The organism is Pseudomonas sp. SWRI92, from assembly GCF_014268685.1.
GTDB classification, from domain to species: Bacteria; Pseudomonadota; Gammaproteobacteria; order Pseudomonadales; family Pseudomonadaceae; genus Aquipseudomonas; species Aquipseudomonas marvdashtae.
Genome location: NZ_JABWQY010000006.1, coordinates 246,975 through 263,535, shown reverse-complemented (window position 1 = coordinate 263,535; position 16,561 = coordinate 246,975). Strand labels below are relative to the sequence as shown.

General features: G+C 60.0%; 15 protein-coding genes. 4 read left to right on the top strand and 11 right to left on the bottom strand.

Going from position 1 to position 16,561, the window contains the following annotated elements; all coding sequences use genetic code 11:
• Together HU762_RS13030 and HU762_RS13025 are read left to right on the top strand one after the other, a co-directional pair.
• Positions 1-1,901: RHS repeat-associated core domain-containing protein (locus HU762_RS13030; RefSeq protein WP_186637390.1), on the top strand; the 1,901-nt coding region annotated here is incomplete at its 5' end.
• Positions 1,898-2,248 (top strand): hypothetical protein, encoded by a 351-nt coding sequence (locus tag HU762_RS13025; RefSeq protein WP_186637387.1) that lies wholly within the window; start codon positions 1,898-1,900, stop codon positions 2,246-2,248. The genes HU762_RS13030 and HU762_RS13025, both read left to right, overlap by 4 nt.
• Before the next feature lie 143 nt (positions 2,249-2,391).
• On the opposite strand, the gene HU762_RS13020 is transcribed toward HU762_RS13025, so the two are convergent.
• Together HU762_RS13020 and HU762_RS13015 are read right to left on the bottom strand one after the other, a co-directional pair.
• Complete coding sequence (locus tag HU762_RS13020) at positions 2,392-4,179, bottom strand: bifunctional diguanylate cyclase/phosphodiesterase (RefSeq protein WP_186637384.1); 1,788 nt, start codon at positions 4,177-4,179, stop codon at positions 2,392-2,394.
• Between the two features lie 130 nt (positions 4,180-4,309).
• Positions 4,310-6,388: a carboxy terminal-processing peptidase gene (locus HU762_RS13015; RefSeq protein WP_186637422.1), complete on the bottom strand. Its 2,079-nt coding sequence runs from the start codon at positions 6,386-6,388 to the stop codon at positions 4,310-4,312.
• Between the two features lie 142 nt (positions 6,389-6,530).
• Here HU762_RS13015 and HU762_RS13010 point away from each other — a divergent pair, with 142 nt between their 5' ends.
• A complete protein-coding gene (locus tag HU762_RS13010) occupies positions 6,531-7,493 on the top strand; it encodes a zinc-binding dehydrogenase (RefSeq protein ID WP_186637381.1) in 963 nt (320 codons plus the stop codon).
• A gap of 65 nt (positions 7,494-7,558) precedes the next feature.
• Here HU762_RS13010 and HU762_RS13005 read toward each other — a convergent pair whose 3' ends face one another.
• The 6 genes from HU762_RS13005 to HU762_RS12980 form a co-directional block, all read right to left on the bottom strand.
• On the bottom strand, positions 7,559-8,212 hold the full coding sequence (locus HU762_RS13005) for an HAD family hydrolase (protein WP_186637379.1): 654 nt from the start codon (positions 8,210-8,212) through the stop codon (positions 7,559-7,561).
• Between the two features lie 46 nt (positions 8,213-8,258).
• Entirely contained in the window at positions 8,259-9,248 is a 990-nt protein-coding gene (locus HU762_RS13000) for an ABC transporter ATP-binding protein (RefSeq protein ID WP_186637375.1), read from the bottom strand.
• Positions 9,245-10,045 carry an ABC transporter permease gene (locus tag HU762_RS12995; protein ID WP_186637372.1) on the bottom strand — a complete coding sequence of 267 codons (801 nt, stop codon included), beginning with the start codon at positions 10,043-10,045 and terminating at the stop codon, positions 9,245-9,247. The genes HU762_RS13000 and HU762_RS12995 overlap by 4 nt, the downstream gene beginning before the upstream one ends.
• A complete protein-coding gene (locus HU762_RS12990) occupies positions 10,032-10,868 on the bottom strand; it encodes an ABC transporter permease subunit (protein WP_186637420.1) in 837 nt (278 codons plus the stop codon). Before HU762_RS12990 ends, HU762_RS12995 begins: the two co-directional genes overlap by 14 nt.
• Positions 10,869-10,873: 5 nt before the next feature.
• On the bottom strand, positions 10,874-11,680 hold the full coding sequence (locus HU762_RS12985) for an alkaline phosphatase family protein (RefSeq protein WP_186637369.1): 807 nt from the start codon (positions 11,678-11,680) through the stop codon (positions 10,874-10,876).
• A 118-nt stretch (positions 11,681-11,798) separates the two neighbouring features.
• Positions 11,799-12,866, bottom strand: a complete 1,068-nt coding sequence (locus HU762_RS12980) for an extracellular solute-binding protein (RefSeq protein ID WP_186637366.1) — start codon at positions 12,864-12,866, stop codon at positions 11,799-11,801.
• Positions 12,867-13,215: 349 nt separating this feature from the next.
• On the opposite strand from HU762_RS12980, the gene HU762_RS12975 reads away from it, so the two are divergent.
• A complete protein-coding gene (locus HU762_RS12975; RefSeq protein WP_186637363.1) occupies positions 13,216-13,941 on the top strand; it encodes a UTRA domain-containing protein in 726 nt (241 codons plus the stop codon).
• 7 nt (positions 13,942-13,948) lie between these two features.
• Here the strand turns inward: HU762_RS12975 and HU762_RS12970 are convergent, their stop codons facing one another.
• The 3 genes from HU762_RS12970 to HU762_RS12960 all read right to left on the bottom strand — a co-directional run bounded on the left by HU762_RS12970 (position 13,949) and on the right by HU762_RS12960 (position 16,552).
• Complete coding sequence (locus HU762_RS12970; RefSeq protein ID WP_186637360.1) at positions 13,949-14,131, bottom strand: hypothetical protein; 183 nt, start codon at positions 14,129-14,131, stop codon at positions 13,949-13,951.
• Positions 14,132-14,338: 207 nt separating this feature from the next.
• Positions 14,339-15,628: a M18 family aminopeptidase gene (locus tag HU762_RS12965; protein WP_186637357.1), complete on the bottom strand. Its 1,290-nt coding sequence runs from the start codon at positions 15,626-15,628 to the stop codon at positions 14,339-14,341.
• An 81-nt stretch (positions 15,629-15,709) separates the two neighbouring features.
• Positions 15,710-16,552, bottom strand: coding sequence for a hypothetical protein (locus tag HU762_RS12960; RefSeq protein ID WP_186637354.1), 843 nt, complete (start codon positions 16,550-16,552; stop codon positions 15,710-15,712).
• Positions 16,553-16,561 lie beyond the last annotated feature (9 nt).

Sequence of the window (16,561 nt, the reverse complement as noted above, 5' to 3'; positions counted from 1 at the left end):
AATTCGGCGCCGACGGTAGCCAGCGGGTCACCGCTTACCAAAGGGATTCTGCAGGACGCCTGCTGCGCAAGACCTTGCCCGACGGCACGACCGTCGATTACCGCTACGACGCCCTCGGGCGCCTGGTCAGCGTCGACGACGGCCACTGGCCGCTGGCCTACGAATACGACGCCCAGGACCGCCTCGTCGCCGAACACCAGGGCTGGGCCACCCTGCGTTATCGCTACGACAGCGCGGGCCGGCTGATCCATTGCCGCCTGCCCGATCGCAGCACCCTCGACTACCGCCACCTCCCGGGTGGCGCGCTGATCGCCATCGACCTCAACGACACGTGCCTGACCGAGCACCGTTTCAAAGGCGGACGCGAAACCCAACGCCAGCAGGGCCGGCTGCTCAGCGACTACCGCTACGACGAACAGGGCCGCCTCAAGGCCCAGACCGTGTGGCAGACCCAACAGCAACAGCTGTTCTGGCGCGACTATTCCTACGACGCGGGCGGCAACCTCGCCGCGCTGTCCGACTCACGAAACCGCCGCAGCTACCAATACGACAAGCAAGATCGCCTGCTGCGCATCGACTACGCCCACAACCAAGCCCCGGAACGCTTCGCCCACGACCCGGCCGGCAACCTGCTGATGCAGGATCGCCCCGGCCCGACCACCCTCAAGGGCAACCGCCTATTGATGGAAGGCGACCGCCACTACGACTACGACGCCTACGGCAACCTCGTCCGCGAACGCCGCGGCACGGCCCAATGCCTGGTCACCGAATACCGCTACGACAGCCAACACCGCCTCATCAGCGTCACCAGCCCGGACGGCAGCGAAACGTCCTACCGCTACGACGCCTTCGGCCGACGCATCAGCAAGACCGTGGACGACCAGACCAGCGAATTTATCTGGCAAGGCGACCAAGTCATCGCCGAAAGCAGCGACCAGCACTACCAAAGCTACATCTACGAACCCGGCACCTTCCGCCCCCTCGCCCTGCTCGAAGGCGAAGGCCCAGAAAAAGCCACGCCGTTCTACTACCACCTCGACCATCTCGGCACGCCCCAGGAACTGACCAGCCACCGAGGCGAAGTGGTTTGGGCGGCGCGCTACAACGGCTACGGCAAACTCACCGAACTGCGCCACGGCGACGGCCCCCGACTACATCAACCCCTACGTTTCCAAGGGCAATACCACGACCGGGAAAGCGGCCTGCATTACAACCGGCACCGGTACTACAATCCGGAGACGGGGCGGTACCTGACGGCGGATCCGAGCAAGCTCAGGGGAGGGCTCAACGGGTATCGGTACACCCTGAACCCGACGGGGTGGGTGGATCCGTTGGGGTTGGAAACTTGCCCGGGCGATGGGTGTAAAAAGCCTGCCGTTGGAGAGCAGGATCCGGCGGCTAAGGTTGGGGTGGATGAGGGGGAGCCTGCGCTGCCGATGACGGCGGAGCAGCGGCGGGCGCGGATTGATGAGTTGGGGGAGGCGAATGCCTATCGGCGTTTGGATGAGATGGAGCGCTCGATCCCAGGCGCGCATTTCCTACAGAAACATGGAGCCCAAACTACAACGGAGGGTCAGTTGGAGCGCGTTACGACAGGGCGAAATCCTGGCACTGGGCAAATCGATGTATATCACAGCGGAAGTAATGCAGGGCTACCTGCTATTCCGTCTGCCGCAACTCGTTTCCTTAGTCATCGTGATCAGCTCAATGCTATTTATCGAGCTCAATTGATTTTCAGGCGAGCAGGAATTGCCGAATCTAAAGAACCAATTGAAATGGGGCGGGTAATTGGCGAGGGTTATAAAAGAGACGGTTTGGAGTATACCCAGCAAACTAAGGCGATTGTTATTCTTAATACAAATGGCCTACCTAAAACAGCTTATACAGGACCGAGCACATGAAAAAGCCGTATAATTTGCACTATATTTGGGGGTTGCTTTTTGTTTTTAGTATTGAGAATACTAATGATTTGGCGCGTGAGGAAATAATAACTTCAAAAAATGTAAATGATGACGAGGAATTGAGCCAGCTATTTGACTTGTTGATTCGTCCGGATTTTTTGTATCACTCTTCAGAAGAGCAGATTTTGCTGATTGATACTCTTGCTTATTTCTTAGGGTGCGATGACAGCTTTGATAGGGTTTTTTTAAACTTGGATACATACTTCGATCAGAAGGTTGAAGATCAGCGCAGATTTATGCGGGTTTTACTGGCTTCTTTAACGAAGTATAGAGCCGAGGCAAGCTGACTAAGTTAGGGTGGATTATTAAATCTAAAAACAGCCTATGCAATTAACCAGACACACCACGTTGTCCAAAAGAGGGGCCGCTACGCAGCCCAGCGGGAGCAAGCTCCCTCGCCACGGGGAATCAACGGGCGGCTAATCCACCTTCACACCGACAAACCCAGTTCCAAGACAGGCACCCGCCCAACCCCCCCATCAATCAAGTACAAACTCCCCCCCGCAATCTCCTTCGCATGATGCTTCGCCTGGGAAGCCAGTTCCGCCAGCTGACTGGCATCCAACCCAGCACAGGCCTCGGCGCGCAAATGCACCACCCCAATCGACAGTGACAGCAACGCAAACTCCTGCCGCACCCCTTGCCGATTCAATGCGGTAAAACACCCAGCCTCCAGATGCTCGGGCCGGTAGAAGCGGCGGCAGTGGGTCTGGAAGTCGTTCAGCAGCAGGTTCAGGCGTTTGCGCCAGTCGTCCGGGCCGAGGACCAGCAGGAAGTCGTCGCCGCCGATGTGGCCGACGAAGTCGCGGCTGGGGTCGATGCGTTCGTTCAGGCATTGGGCCAGGCACAGCAGGACCTCGTCGCCGCGGCCATAGCCATAGATATCGTTAAAAGGTTTGAAGCTGTCGATGTCGACGTAGCAGATCACCGACTCCTGGCGTTGCTGCAACAGGCGCGTGAGGCATTGTTGGATTGGTACGTTGCCCGGCAGCAAGGTCAGCGGGTTGGCGTAGCGGGCCTGTTGGATTTTCAGTTCAGTGATGAGCTTGAGCACATCGATGACCCGGCCCAATCCCATGTAGCTGCCGTTGAGGGTGATGATGAAGTCTTCTTCGATGCGCTGCCGGGCGCGGCTGGTGATGAGGCGACTGACTTGTTGCAGCGACTGGCTCAATTCCACCGCGAGGAAATCGTCGCTCATCAGGCGACTGATCGGTTTACGCGCGAACAGGTCGGTGGCGAAGGGCTTGAGCAGGGCGTCCGAGAGCGAATGACGATGCACGATGCCGCAGGGTTGGCCCTGATCGTCCAGCACCGCCAGGGAGTTGAGGTTGGCCTGGCGCCGGAACGCTTCCAGTACGGTGGCCGTCGGCGTGCGGTGCGCCACGGCCGGTTGTTCGTTGAGCAGGGCGCCGAGGTCGTTCACTTCCTCGGTCAGTGGCGCCACGCCGCTGTCCTGTCGGGGCATCAGTGCCCTGGCGTCCTGGGAGGGATGTTCCTGGGGGCGGGCAAGCAGATACCCTTGGACCAGATCGACCCCCATCTCAATCAACACCGCCAATTCTTCTGGCAGTTCTATGCCCTCGGCAATCACCTGGGCCCGTGACGCCTGGGCGATTTTAAGGATGGAGCCGACGAACTCGCGCTTGAGCGCGTCCTGGTGGATGCCGTCGATGAAATGCCGGTCGATCTTCACATAATCCGGCCGCAGTTCAGACCAGAGACGCAGGCTTGAATACCCAGCGCCGAGGTCATCCAGGGCGATGGAAAAGCCCATGGCGCGGTAGTGGTGAAGGGCGGTCTGCAAGAGCTGGAAATCATCGATGGGAGTTTGTTCGGTCAATTCGATGACGACTTGGCTGGGCGGGATGCCGAAGTCTTGTAATAGCTGCAACGTGCGGCCGGTCTGGTGCGCCGATTCCAGCAGCGATTCGGGCGAAACGTTGAGGAATAGTTTGCCGGGCAGCTTTTGCTCGTTGAAGCGTTGGCAGGCGCTGCGTCGGCAGGCCAGCTCCAGCTCGCTCAGCCGTCCGGCCTGGCGGGCCACGGACAATAACGCGATGGGGGAATGCAACGGGCTGTTGGACGGGCCACGAGTCAAGGCTTCGTAGCCCAGGATACGTCGTTCGGAGAGGCAAATGATCGGTTGGAACAGGCTGTGCAATCCGCTTTGACTCAGGATTGAGTTCAAGGCACCCAGCTGTTCTGTCGTGGTCATGGCGATCTCTGGCGATAAAAAAAGGACTGGGCGCAACCCCTGCTGGGGTGCGCCCGGTCCTGTATTTCACGACAGACTGATGTCAGTTTGATGACACTCCGACGAGCATCACCATTAAATGGCCATCATCTCAATGCTTGGCGACCGCCGTATTGAGTTTCAGGTAGTCCAGCAGGATCCGCCCGGTTTCGCTCAGGTAGGCGTCGTCTTCCGGCTTGGTCTTCTCCGGTTCGGTGATCAAGTCTTCGTCTTCTTTCTTCAGCTCTTTGAGCGGCTCTTCGCCCTTGGCCTTGCGGCGTAGGTTCTCCATCGCCAATTGCTTGGCTTCGATATCGGCGTGCTGTGCGCGGCGGTCGGTTTCGTTGAGGGTGACGGTTTTCTCGGTCATCAGCTTTTGTGCCAAGGCCAGCTTGTCGCGAATGAATACAAACTCTGCGTCCTGGGCCGAACGGGCGTCATGCTCGGATTTGAGCTGGGCCAGGAACGGTTTGAACGGGTCCACGGCCGGCTTGATCGCAGGGCGGATGGTGTCCCACGGCATGGCTTCGGGCAGGGCGCTTTCACCGATTTCCTTGGTGTCGATGATCGACGGGTAATCGATGTCAGGCAGTACGCCCTGGTGCTGGGTGCTCTGGCCGGAGACGCGGTAGAACTTCGCCAGGGTCAGTTTCAGTTCGCCATGGTTCAGCGGCTGGATAGTCTGCACGGTGCCTTTGCCGAAGGTCTGGCCGCCGATGATCAGCGCCCGGTGATAGTCCTGCATGGCGCCGGCGAAAATCTCCGAGGCCGAGGCCGAGAGGCGATTGACCAGCAACGCCATCGGGCCCTTGTAGAACGCGCCAGGATTTTCATCTTCGAGGACATCGACCCGGCCATCGGCATTGCGCACGAGCACGGTCGGGCCCTTGTCAATGAACAGGCTGGTCAGCTCGGTGGCTTCCTGCAGCGAGCCGCCGCCGTTGTTGCGCAAGTCGATGACCACGCCGTCGACCTTTTCCTTCTGCAATTCGGTCAGCAGTTTCTTCACGTCGCGCGTGGTGCTCTTGTAGTCCGGATCTCCGGCGCGGAAAGCCTTGAAGTCCAGGTAGAACGCGGGAATCTCGATGATGCCGAGCTTGTAGTCCTTGCCATCCTGTTTCAGTTTGAGGACTGACTTCTTCGCTGCCTGTTCTTCCAGCTTCACCGCTTCGCGGGTGATGGACACGACTTTGCTGGTCTGGTCGTTCGGCGCATTGCTGGCCGGAATGACTTCCAGGCGCACCACCGAGCCTTTCGGACCGCGGATCAGCTTGACCACTTCGTCCAGGCGCCAGCCGACGACATCGACCATTTCCTTGTTGCCCTGGGCGACGCCAATGATCTTGTCCGCCGGGCTGACTTGCTTGGTCTTGTCGGCAGGTCCCGCCGGCACCAGGCGCACGATCTTGACCTGGTCGTTGTCGCTCTGCAGCACCGCGCCGATGCCTTCAAGGGACAAGCTCATGTTGATATCGAAGTTCTCCGCGTTATCCGGCGACAGATAATTGGTGTGCGGGTCGTAGGACATGGCGAAGGTGTTGATGTAGGCCTGGAAGATATCTTCGGCACGGGTCTGGTCCAGGCGAGCCAATTGGTTCTTGTAGCGCTTGGTCAGGGTTTCCTGGATCTGCTTGGGATCCTTGCCGGCGATCTTCATGCGCAGCACCTCGTCTTTGACGCGCTTGCGCCACAGATCATCGAGTTCGGCTGTGCTTTTGAGCCAAGGGGCGTCCTTGCGGTCGACCAGCAAGGTTTCCTTGGCATTGAAATCGATCTTGTCGACGCCTTTGTTCAACTCGGCCAAGGCGTAGTCCAGACGCGCCTTCACGCGGTCCAGGTAGCGCTTGTAGATGGTGAACCCGGCGTTCAGGTCGCCGCTCTTGAGGAAGTCGTCGAACTGGGTTTTCCATTTGTCGAATTCGGCGATGTCGCTGGCCAGGAAATAACTGCGCGACGGATCAAGCAGCTTCAAATAGCTGTCGTAGATGATGACGGAGCGTGCGTCATCAAGTGGCGGCTTGCTGTAGTGATGCCGCTTGAGCAATTCAACCACGTTAAGGCTGGCAATCACCTCGTCGCGATCGGGCTGAAGCTTGTCCCAGCTGTTGGCCGCGAACACAGGGTTCGAAAGCGTTGAAGCGCCAAGGCCAATGAGGAGGGCAAGTGCAGTGCTGGGAAAAAAGTGCTTCATGCTGATTCGACGCAGGGACAATTGATCACGCATATTAGGCCGTCTTTGAAGTCGCCGGTTCCATGTGGCCCGGGCGCATAATGCAAGAAAGCCCGGCGTTGTTACAGCAGCGGGCCCAGTCGAGACTCACTATGGAGGCACCGTGAAAGCATTGCAAGGCGTTGAAGGCCAAGTGGTATGGGCAGATGAGCCGAGTCCGGCCTGTGATGCGGGGCAAGTTCGCATCCGCGTGGCGGCCGCTGGCCTGAATCGGGCGGATTTGTTGCAAAAGGCCGGGCATTATCCCCCGCCACCCGGCGCGAGCCAGGTGCTGGGGCTGGAATGTTCCGGGGTGATCAGCGAGGTCGGACCAGGCTCTTCCTGGCAGGTCGGCGACCGGGTTTGCGCATTGCTCGCCGGCGGTGCAATGGCCGAGGAAGTGGTGGTCGATGGCCGCCATGTCCTGCCGGTGCCCGAAGGCTTGTCGATGGCCGAAGCCGCCGCACTGCCGGAGGTTTACAGCACCGCTTGGTTGAATCTGTTCCAGCTCGCCGGCCTCACGCCGGGCGAGAAAGTGCTGTTGCACGCCGGGGCCAGTGGTGTCGGTTCGGCCGCGATCCAGCTGTGCAAAGCCTTCGGCAACCCATGCTGGGTCAGCGTCGGTTCGGCGGATCGGCTGGCCTATTGCGTAGCGCTGGGCGCCCAGGGCGGCGTGGTGCGCACCGACGACATCAACAGCCTGAACGACTTCGGGCCGTTCGACGTGATCCTCGATCCAGTCGGCGCCAACTACGCCTCGCTCAACGTGAAACTTTTGTCAGTTGACGGGCGCTGGGTGCTGATCGGGCTCATGGGCGGGCGCACGACCGAATTCGACCTGGCCCAAGTGCTGGGCAAGCGCATCCAATTGCTCGGCTCGACCCTGCGCAGTCGCAACGACCAATTCAAGGCCGACCTGATCAGCGACCTGGGCCAGAACGTATGGCCATTGTTCGCCGACAAACGCCTGAGCCCGCAATTGGCCAGGACGTTTGCGATCAAGGATGCCGAAGCGGCGTTCGCGGAGCTGGCGACCAATCAGGTGTCTGGGAAATTGGTGCTGGTGATAGATGAGAGCCTGAGCTGATTTTTGCGTAGACCTGTGGGAGCGGTATGGATCGCCCCCGTGGCCAGGGTGTTCTTCCCGCCTGTCTATTTCCAAGTATGAATCGGCCACCCAGCCGATTCGGCATGGGTCTTCAGTACCGGGTCCGGGTTCACGACGTGCGGGTAATCGACCTTGAGCAACAACGGCAGGTCATTGCGCGAATCGGAATAGAAACTCGCGCCTTCCAGGTTCTCTTCCTCGGCATCCAGCCAGTCCAGCAGTCGGGCGATCTTGCCTTCGCGGTAGGTCAGGGTGCCTACGGTCTTTCCGCTGTACACCCCGTGGGCCACTTCAAGCTCGATGGCCAGGATCTCGTCGATGCCCAGGCGTTCGGCAATCGGCTTGACCAGGTGCGTGCCCGAGGCCGAGATCACCAGGATTCGGTCACCGGCCTTGCGGTGTTCAGCGATGGCCTTGGTGGCGTCGCTGAAGATGATCGGTTCGATGAAGTCTTCAACCCACGGCGCCACCAGATGCTCGATTTCTTCCGGCGTGCGGCCGATCATCGGTTCCAGGCTGAAGTCCATGTACTCTTCCATGCGCAGCTTGCCGTGGCTGTAGGCGTCCATAAGCTCGTTGTTGCGGCGCATGAACGACTCAGGGTCGACCCAGCCCAGGCGCCCCATCTGTTCGCTCCAGAGGGTGGCGCAGTCGCCGTGGATCAGGGTTTCGTCCAGATCAAATATTGCCAGGGCCATCAGCGCGTTTCCCTTTTCAGAATCATCTTCAAAATCAATAGAGCCGTCAGGCTACCTCACACAGCGCCGAGGGATCGATGGTAAGTGCCAGCCGTGCACCGTCGGGATGCAGGTCCGCCGCCGAGCGGTTGAGCACATCCACCACCAATTCCACGCCACGGGCCTCGACCCGGTAACGGATCACGTTGCCCAGCAGGCTGTGGCTGCGGATCAGTGCATCGGCCTGGCCGTTGCGACTCAGCTCGATGGCTTCCGGGCGAATCGCGATGCGGCTGTTCACCGGGCGTTGCAGCAGGCGGGTGGCGGTGTCGGCGTCGAGCAGGTTGTAGTTGCCGATGAAGCCGGCGGCAAAGGCATCGACGGGCGCAGTGTAAAGGGTTTCAGCATCGCCGCTTTGGACGATCTTTCCCTGGTTCATCAGGAATATCCGGTCAGACATGGTCAGGGCTTCCTCCTGATCGTGTGTGACGAAAATCGTCGTCAGGCCCAACTCGCGCTGGATCTGGCGGATCTGTTCGCGCAGATGCTTGCGAATCCGCGCATCCAGTGCCGACAGCGGCTCATCCAGCAGCAACAGCCGTGGCCGGGTGACCAGCGAGCGGGCCAGGGCCACGCGCTGGCATTGGCCGCCTGACAGTTGATGAGGGTAGCGCGCGGCAAAATCATGCAGCTCCACCAGGCGCAGAATCTCAAGCACGCGCTGGCGACTGTCGTCGGCGGCGACCTTTTGCATGCGCAGGCCGAAAGCGACGTTCTGCTCCACGGTCATGTTGGGGAACAAGGCGTAGCTCTGGAAGACCATGCCTATCCCGCGCTTCTGCGGACTCAGCGGCACGATGTCCTGGCCGTCCAGCAGGATCTGGCCCGCGTCCACTGCGGTCAGGCCGGCGATGCAGCGCAGCAGCGTGGATTTGCCGCAGCCCGAAGGTCCGAGGAGAGTAACGAACTCGCCCTTGTGGATTTCGCAATTGATGTCGCTGAACACCGGTGTGCCCGCGTAGCTTTTTTGCAGGTGTTGGACGCTGACGTAGCTCATTGGCTTTTGTCCTTGTTCAAGATGTTGGCCGCCCAGGTCAGGACCAGTACGAAGAAGAAGTAGGAAATCACCAGCGCACTGGTGAAGTGGCCGCTGCTGTTGCGCATGTTGTTCAGGTACACCTGCAGGGTTTCATAGCGGGTGCCGACGAGGATGTTGGCGAACACGAACTCGCCGAACAGGAACGAGAAGGACAGCAACAGCGCAACCATCAAGCCCTTGCGCAGGTTCGGCAGCACCACCAGCAACGCCGCCTGGAAAGTGCTGGCGCCGAGCAGTTGGGCGGCGTCCATCAAGTCCCGCAGGTTGATGGCTTGCAGGTTGTTGGTGATTGCCCGGTACATGAACGGCAGGGCAACGGTGAAGTAGCAGCCGATCAGGATCCACGGCGTGCCGACCATCGCCAGTGGCCCGGAGCCATAGAGTTGCAGCAACCCCACCGAGGACACCACCGGTGGCACCGCGAAGGGCAGCAGGATGAGGATGTTCATCAGCGCGTCGAGCTTGGGAAAGTGGTAATGCACCACGAACAGCAGCGGCAGGATCAGCACCACCGAGAGCACCAGCGCGCCGACGCAGACGATCAGCGATTGGCCGAACGCGTTGAGAAAGCGCGGATCGCTCCACAGCTGCACGTACCATTTGACGGTGAAGCCGCTGGGCAACACAGTGGCCGACCAACTGCTGGCGATGGAGTAGACCAGCGTGCCGACCAAGGGCAGCAGCAGGATGGCGAACAGCAGGTACACCACCACCCGATGATAGAGCCCGACGGAGCTCGATTCAGCGCGAGACATGGTAGCTCCTCTTGAGCAGCAATTGATGGACGATGGTTACCAGGGTCATCAACGCCACCAACACTACGGCCAAGGCGCTGGCCATGTTCGGGTCGAGGGAAATATCGCCGGAAACCATGGCTGCGATGCGAATCGGCAGGACGTTGAAATTGCCAGTGGTCAGCGCATAGACCGTCGCGTAGGCGCCGAGGGCGTTGGCCAGCAGGATCACGAAAGTGCCCAGCAGCGCCGGGGTCAGGACCGGCAAGCCGATGTGCCGCCAGAATTGCCAGCCGTTGGCGCCGAGCAGGGCGGCGGATTCACGCCAGTCTTCGCGCAACGCATCAAAGGCTGGGTAGAGCAGCAGCACGCCGAGGGGAATCTGGAAGTACGTGTAGAGAATGATCAGCCCGGTTTTCGAGTACAGGTTGAAATCCTCGATGATCCCCGCCTGCTTGAGCATGATCGTGATGCTGCCGTTGAACCCCAGCAAAATGATGAAGGCGAAGGCCAGGGGCACGCCGGCGAAGTTGCTGGTCATGTTGGCGAACGCGTTGACGAAGTTGCGTAGCCGCGAATCGACACGGCGCAGGGAGTAGCTGCCGAGAACGGCGATGATGATGCCGAAGACGCTGGACCAGAAGCTGATCTCCAGGCTGTGCTGGATCGCCTGCCGGTAAAACTTTGAGCTGAAGATCTTGCTGAAATTGGCCAGGCCCCAGCCGAACTCTTCCGATTGCAGGCTGTTGACCAGCACCCAAAGCAGCGGGGCGATCTGGAACACGATGAAGAAAATCGCGAAGGGCACCAGGCACAACGCTGCCAGCCATTTGCCGCGCGTCATGGCGTTCACTTGAGCAACTCCTGGCAATAAGGTTTGTCGTGATTGACGCCGAGCAACTGGCAAATGGTGCCGCACAGCTCGGTCTGCCGGGGCGCTGCATCGGGGTCAAGGCTGAAGCCGTCGCCGAGCACGAACAAGGGCACCTCCCGTTCCTCAGCCAGCAGGCCGTTGTGGGAGCGATCGTTGTTCATGCCATGGTCCGAGGTCACCAACACCTGGTAATCGGCGTCGAGCCAGGCTTGCAGGTAGACCGCCAGGTTGATGTCGGCCGAGCGGGCACTGTTGCGGTATTGCGGGGTGTCGAGGCCGTGCTTGTGGCCGGCATCGTCGATGTTCATCGGGTGCACCAGCAAGAAGTCCGGCAGGTAGCGTTGGCGCAAGTGTTCGGCGTCGGCGAACAGATGGGAATCGGGGTAGTGGTCATTCCAGTAGAAATGCCCGTATTGAATCGGCAGGTCGGGGTTTTCCGTATGACGGTCCCGGCCGGCTATGAACGGTGACGCGTTGTAGAGCTCACTGACCCAATGATACGCAGCGGCTGCGGTGCTCAAGCCGGCGTCGGTGGCGTAATGAAAAATGCTTCGCTGATTGGACAGGCGCGAGACATTGTTGTGCACGATTCCGCTGTCGATGGGCACGACGCCGGTGAGGATGAATTCGTAGTGTGGGCGGGACAGGGCGGGTAGTTCACATTCCAACTTGTAGAGCGCCGCGCGTCCTGCGCCAACATACGCCTGCAAATGTCCCATGGCATGCCGGGCGACTTCATAGTTGAGGCCGTCGAGCACTACCAGGATGACGTTGTGCTTCATGGATACCGCGACTCCGGGACAAGAACCAGGAAACTCGAACGACCAAGGGTCCAGGTGGAAGCGAGCAAGCCCGCTCCCACGAGAATTCCCAGCGGATATCCGAGGGGGGGCTAGCGCCTCACTTCATCTCGACGATGACTTGTTCATTCCACGCCTGCGGCAGTGCCTTGGAAGTCTTCTCCCACGCGTCCGCATCCTTGATCGGGGTCACGCCTTTGTACTGCTCGTTCGGCAGCAGCTTGGCCTGGACCTCTTCCGGCAGTTTCAAGTGCTCGGCGCGGATGGGGCGGGCGTTGCCTTTGGCCAGGTTGATCTGCCCTGCGTCGCTGAAGATGTATTCGCGGGTCAGCTTGGCGGCGTTCGGGTGCTTGGCGTATTTGTTGATGATGGTGGTGTAGCCGGAGATGACCGAGCCGTCGGACGGAATCAGCACGACGTAGTCATCCGGGTTGGCCATCTTGGCTTTGTAGCTCAGGCCGTTGAAATCCCAGACCACACCGACTTCGACTTCACCTTTCTCCATCGTGGCGATGGTCGGGTTGGCCATGGAAAGGCGTCCCTGCTTGGCGATCTCGGCGAACATCAACAAAGCCGGTTGAACATTTTTCTCGTTGCCGCCGTTGGCCAGGGCCGCTGCCAGAACGCCGTTGGCGGCCTGGGCGGCGGTGCTCACGTCGCCAATCGAGACCTTGTATTTACCGGTTTTCAGATCGGCCCATTTGGTCGGTACATCGGAGCCGTGCAGCAATTTCTTATTGACGATAAAGGCGATGGTGCCGGTGTAGGCGAGTGCCCAGTTGCCGTCCTTGTCCTTGGCCCAGTCAGGGATCTGTTCCCAGGTGCTTGGCTTGTAGGGTTGCACCACGCCTTGCTTGACTGCGATCGGGCCGAAGGCCGCGCCGACGTCACCGATATCGGCGCTGGCGTTGTCTTTTTCGGCGGCGAACTTGGCAATTTCCTGGGCCGAGCTCATGTCGGTATCGATGTGTTTCAAACCGTAGAGCTTGGCCAGGTCGTCCCAGGTGCCTTTCCAGTTCGCCCAGTCGTCGGGCATGCCGACGCTGTTAACGGCGCCTTCCGCTTTCGCAGCGGCTTCCAGTGTTTTCAGATCGGTATCAGCGGCCATGGCGGCGGTGCACATGGCAATGGTCGAGCCTAACAGTGATGCCAGGAAAAGCCGTTTCATCCGAAGCTCCTATGGGCGTTTTCAACGCTGCGATTGCGGTTGTGTTGGTCTAGGTCAGCAATACCTGAGCCAATGTAGGCGCGTCCCATGACATTTTGATGTCGATGGCAAGTTCGCCAGCAATCGTCAGGCTCATTGAGGGTCGCTGCGTCATAAGCGTAGACCATGAGTAAACAACTGATCTGCAAGGGCTTGGCCGCTTAATTGCAAGCCGATGTGTAGACCGTTCAGCGGTTGTGTCATCTATCAGTCATGCTTAACGCCTAGGCTTGCAGGCGTGAATTGCGGATCGACACGGTGACGATCCTGCCCCGAAACAGTGCTGGTCTAGTCCAGATAGGTAACGTTGATGCGCGTTGAGGCAACCAAAGCGGTGACAACCATCGGGCAGGTCCTGCAAGAGCAGATCGACCACGGCTTGCTGGCGCCCGGGTGCAAGTTGCCGGCCGAGCGCAAGCTCAGCGAATTGTTCGGCACCACCCGGATCACCGTTCGCGAGGCGCTGTTGCAGCTCGAAGCCCAGGGACAGATCTACCGGGAGGAGCGCCGCGGCTGGTTTGTCTCGCCGCCACGGCTGGCCTACAACTTGATGCAGCGCAGTCATTTCCACGCCATGGTCGCTGCCCAGGGGCGAGTGCCGTCCACCGAAGTGATCTCGGCGCGCCTGCAACCTGCCTCGGCGGCGGTGTGCGCCTGGCTCCAATTGCCGGCGCTGTCCAGCGTCATCCAGATCTGCCGTACCCGGCGAATAGATGAGCGCCTGGTGCTATACGTCGAGCATTACCTGAACCCGCTGTATTTTCCGGACATCCTGGAGTTCGACCTCAACCAGTCGATGACCGAGTTGTACGCGAGCCATTACGACCTGCACTACGGCCGGGTGAGGTTCGAGATCGTGCCGACGTCGCTACAGCCCGAAGCGGCGTCGGCGCTGAAAGTCTCGGTCGGTAGCCCTGGGTTGCGGATTGCGCGGGTCAATTATGACCAGCACCAGCGCTTGATCGATTGCGACCTGGAGTTCTGGCGGCACGACGCGATTCATGTCGGCGTCGACGTCCCGGCACAGCCAGTTTGAAGCGGGCTCAGGAAGACTCGTTGAGCTTGGCCATGATCCTGAAAAGCACGGTCAAGAGGATAAGCAACATGCCAATCCACATGGAGAACACCCCGACGTTCTTGTCGCGGAAATTGAAGCCGATGGCGAGCAGGATCATGCCGGCGATGATGGGCACCAGCATGGCGTTGAACGAAGACATGGAAATCATGGCGACAGCCTTGTCGGGAGGGATAAGGTCAGTCTAGTCGCGGTTTGGCGGGCAGATCATTAGCATCCGCACATTTCGAAGCGGACGCTCTTGCGGCGAGGGAGCTTGCTCCCGCTCCAGTGCGCAGCACTGGCCTATCTGCATTCAGTTGCAAATTTTGGGGCGGCTGCGCCACCCAGCGGGAGCAAGCTCCCTCGCCACAAAGGCTTACGGCAACTCGCGACAGGCGTAGAACGCGCTCAGTACTTTCACCAGATGCGCCAGGTCATGGCTGCCACACAGCTCGCGGATCGAATGCATGGCGAACGTCGGCAGGCCGATGTCCACGGTGCGTACGCCCAGTTGGCTGGCGGTGATTGGGCCGATGGTCGAGCCGCAGCCCATGTCGCTGCGCACCACGAAGCTCTGCACCGGCACCTCTTCGGCCATGCACAGATGGCGGAAGAATCCGGCGGTTTCGCTGTTGGTGGCGTAGCGCTGGTTGCTGTTGACCTTGATCACTGGGCCGGCGTTGAGCTTGGGGCCGTGGTTGGCGTCGTGCTTGTCGGCATAGTTGGGGTGCACGCCGTGGGCGTTGTCCGCCGAAACCAGCAGGGATTTCTGAATGGTCCGGACGAACTCTTCACCTTCGGGCAGCAGGCGTCGCAAGGTCTGTTCCAGCATCGGCCCGTCGGCGCCACAGGCCGAGCATGAGCCGACCTCCTCGTGATCGTTGCACACCAGCACGCAGGTTTCTTCGGTGTCCGCGTTCAGCAAGGCTTGCAGGCTGGCGTAGCACGACAGCAGGTTGTCCAGGCGCGCGCCGGCAATGAAATCGCCGTGCAGGCCGATGACCGCGGCGCTTTGGGTGTCGTAGAAACTCAACTCGTAATCGAGCACCACGTCGGCGTTCAGGCCGTGTTCGCGGGCGAGTTGGTCGGTGAGCACGGCGCGAAAATCAACGCGTTCGTCGCCGGCGAACTGGGCGAGGATCGGCGGCAGCTCGTTCTGTGGGTTGATGGCCCAGCCCTGGTTGGCTTCGCGATTGAGATGAATGGCCAGGTTCGGGATCGTGGCGATCGGCGCCTTGAAGTCGATCAACTGGCTTTCGACCTTGCCATCGCGGCGGAAGGTCACGCGACCGGCCAAGGACAGGTCACGGTCGAACCATGGCGCCAGCAGCGCGCCGCCGTAGACTTCCACGCCCAGCTGCCAGAACCCGTGGCGTTGCAGTTCCGGCTGCGGCTTGACCCGCAGGCAAGGGCTGTCGGTATGGGCGCCGACCAGGCGGATGCCGTCGTGCAGCGGTGAGTTGCGGCCGAGCTTGAAGGCGATGATCGAGGAGTCGTTGCGCGTGACGTAATAACGACCGTTGGCCTCGGTGGCCCAGGTTTCGCGTTCGTCAAGACGCTGGTAACCCGCCGCCTCCAGGCGCTGGACAAGGCTGGCGGTGGCGTGGAACGGGGTGGGGGAGGCCTTGAGAAAGTCGATGAGGCCCTGGTTCAACTCTGCGCGCATAAATAACTCCAGACAGCAATGGGCGGGAGTTTACCCCATCGGGTCGCGACATTGCAGGGCCAATGCCGCGACCCAGGCGGGTCAGCCGAACATCACCCGGCCTTGCAAAAACACCTCGCGGCGTTCCTTGCGACCCAGGTGGGTGTGCTTGCTGACTTGGTAAACCTTGTCGAAATCCGCCATTGATACTGGCGGTTTCTGTTTGAGGTAGTCCTCCACCAGCATGTCGTACCGAGCTTCGGTGATGAACCGGTAAATCTCCCGGTGATAGAAGAAGCCGAGCTGAAAGCCGAGTGTTTCGCTGGGATACAGCGTTGGCCGGGAGAAACAGTTCTCGAAATCGATCGCCATGAGCGGGCATTGCACATCAGCAGGTTGCATGAGATTGCCCGCCCAGAAATCCATGTGGCTGATGTTTCTACGGGTGAGGGAATCCAACAGATCGAACGCTTTTCGGATGAATGTTTCGATTTGCCCGGGATGCTCCGCCAACCATTTCGCGCCGTCGGTGTAACCCTCCAGCAACTGGGTGATAAGGAAATAATCCTGGGCCAGGCCTAATCCGCCACGGGTGTAGCCGAACCCCTGGAGCGCCGGCATCTGAACGCCTCGATGCTGGGCCTGCAGCGTGTTCTGCAGTTCTTCCAATGGCCAATCGAAGCGCCCGTTGCGTCTGGGCGTGCAGAAGGTCACGCGGACTTTGCTTTGAAAGCTGTCCAGACGCTGGACCTTGGCGAACAGTGACTGTTTGCTACCGGGAATAATGGCTGTCGCGCGCGTCACCGTGCGCTTGCGGCGATTGACGATCAACTGTCGCAGCGCGTGCTCAGTGTGATGACAAGGTTCGTCCCGCAAATGCAGATCGGTGTTCAAGAAACGGAAGGTGTAGGGATAGTCCCGATGGAGCGGCGAGGTGTCTGGCACGGGCGTCCT

Coding starts and splice junctions, on each gene's coding strand:
- HU762_RS13025 (WP_186637387.1), top strand. CDS start 1,898: ATGAAAAAGCCGTATAATTTGCACTATATTTGGGGGTTGCTTTTTGTT.
- HU762_RS13020 (WP_186637384.1), bottom strand. CDS start 4,179: ATGACCACGACAGAACAGCTGGGTGCCTTGAACTCAATCCTGAGTCAA.
- HU762_RS13015 (WP_186637422.1), bottom strand. CDS start 6,388: ATGAAGCACTTTTTTCCCAGCACTGCACTTGCCCTCCTCATTGGCCTT.
- HU762_RS13005 (WP_186637379.1), bottom strand. CDS start 8,212: ATGGCCCTGGCAATATTTGATCTGGACGAAACCCTGATCCACGGCGAC.
- HU762_RS13000 (WP_186637375.1), bottom strand. CDS start 9,248: ATGAGCTACGTCAGCGTCCAACACCTGCAAAAAAGCTACGCGGGCACA.
- HU762_RS12995 (WP_186637372.1), bottom strand. CDS start 10,045: ATGTCTCGCGCTGAATCGAGCTCCGTCGGGCTCTATCATCGGGTGGTG.
- HU762_RS12990 (WP_186637420.1), bottom strand. CDS start 10,868: ATGACGCGCGGCAAATGGCTGGCAGCGTTGTGCCTGGTGCCCTTCGCG.
- HU762_RS12985 (WP_186637369.1), bottom strand. CDS start 11,680: ATGAAGCACAACGTCATCCTGGTAGTGCTCGACGGCCTCAACTATGAA.
- HU762_RS12980 (WP_186637366.1), bottom strand. CDS start 12,866: ATGAAACGGCTTTTCCTGGCATCACTGTTAGGCTCGACCATTGCCATG.
- HU762_RS12975 (WP_186637363.1), top strand. CDS start 13,216: ATGCGCGTTGAGGCAACCAAAGCGGTGACAACCATCGGGCAGGTCCTG.
- HU762_RS12970 (WP_186637360.1), bottom strand. CDS start 14,131: ATGATTTCCATGTCTTCGTTCAACGCCATGCTGGTGCCCATCATCGCC.
- HU762_RS12965 (WP_186637357.1), bottom strand. CDS start 15,628: ATGCGCGCAGAGTTGAACCAGGGCCTCATCGACTTTCTCAAGGCCTCC.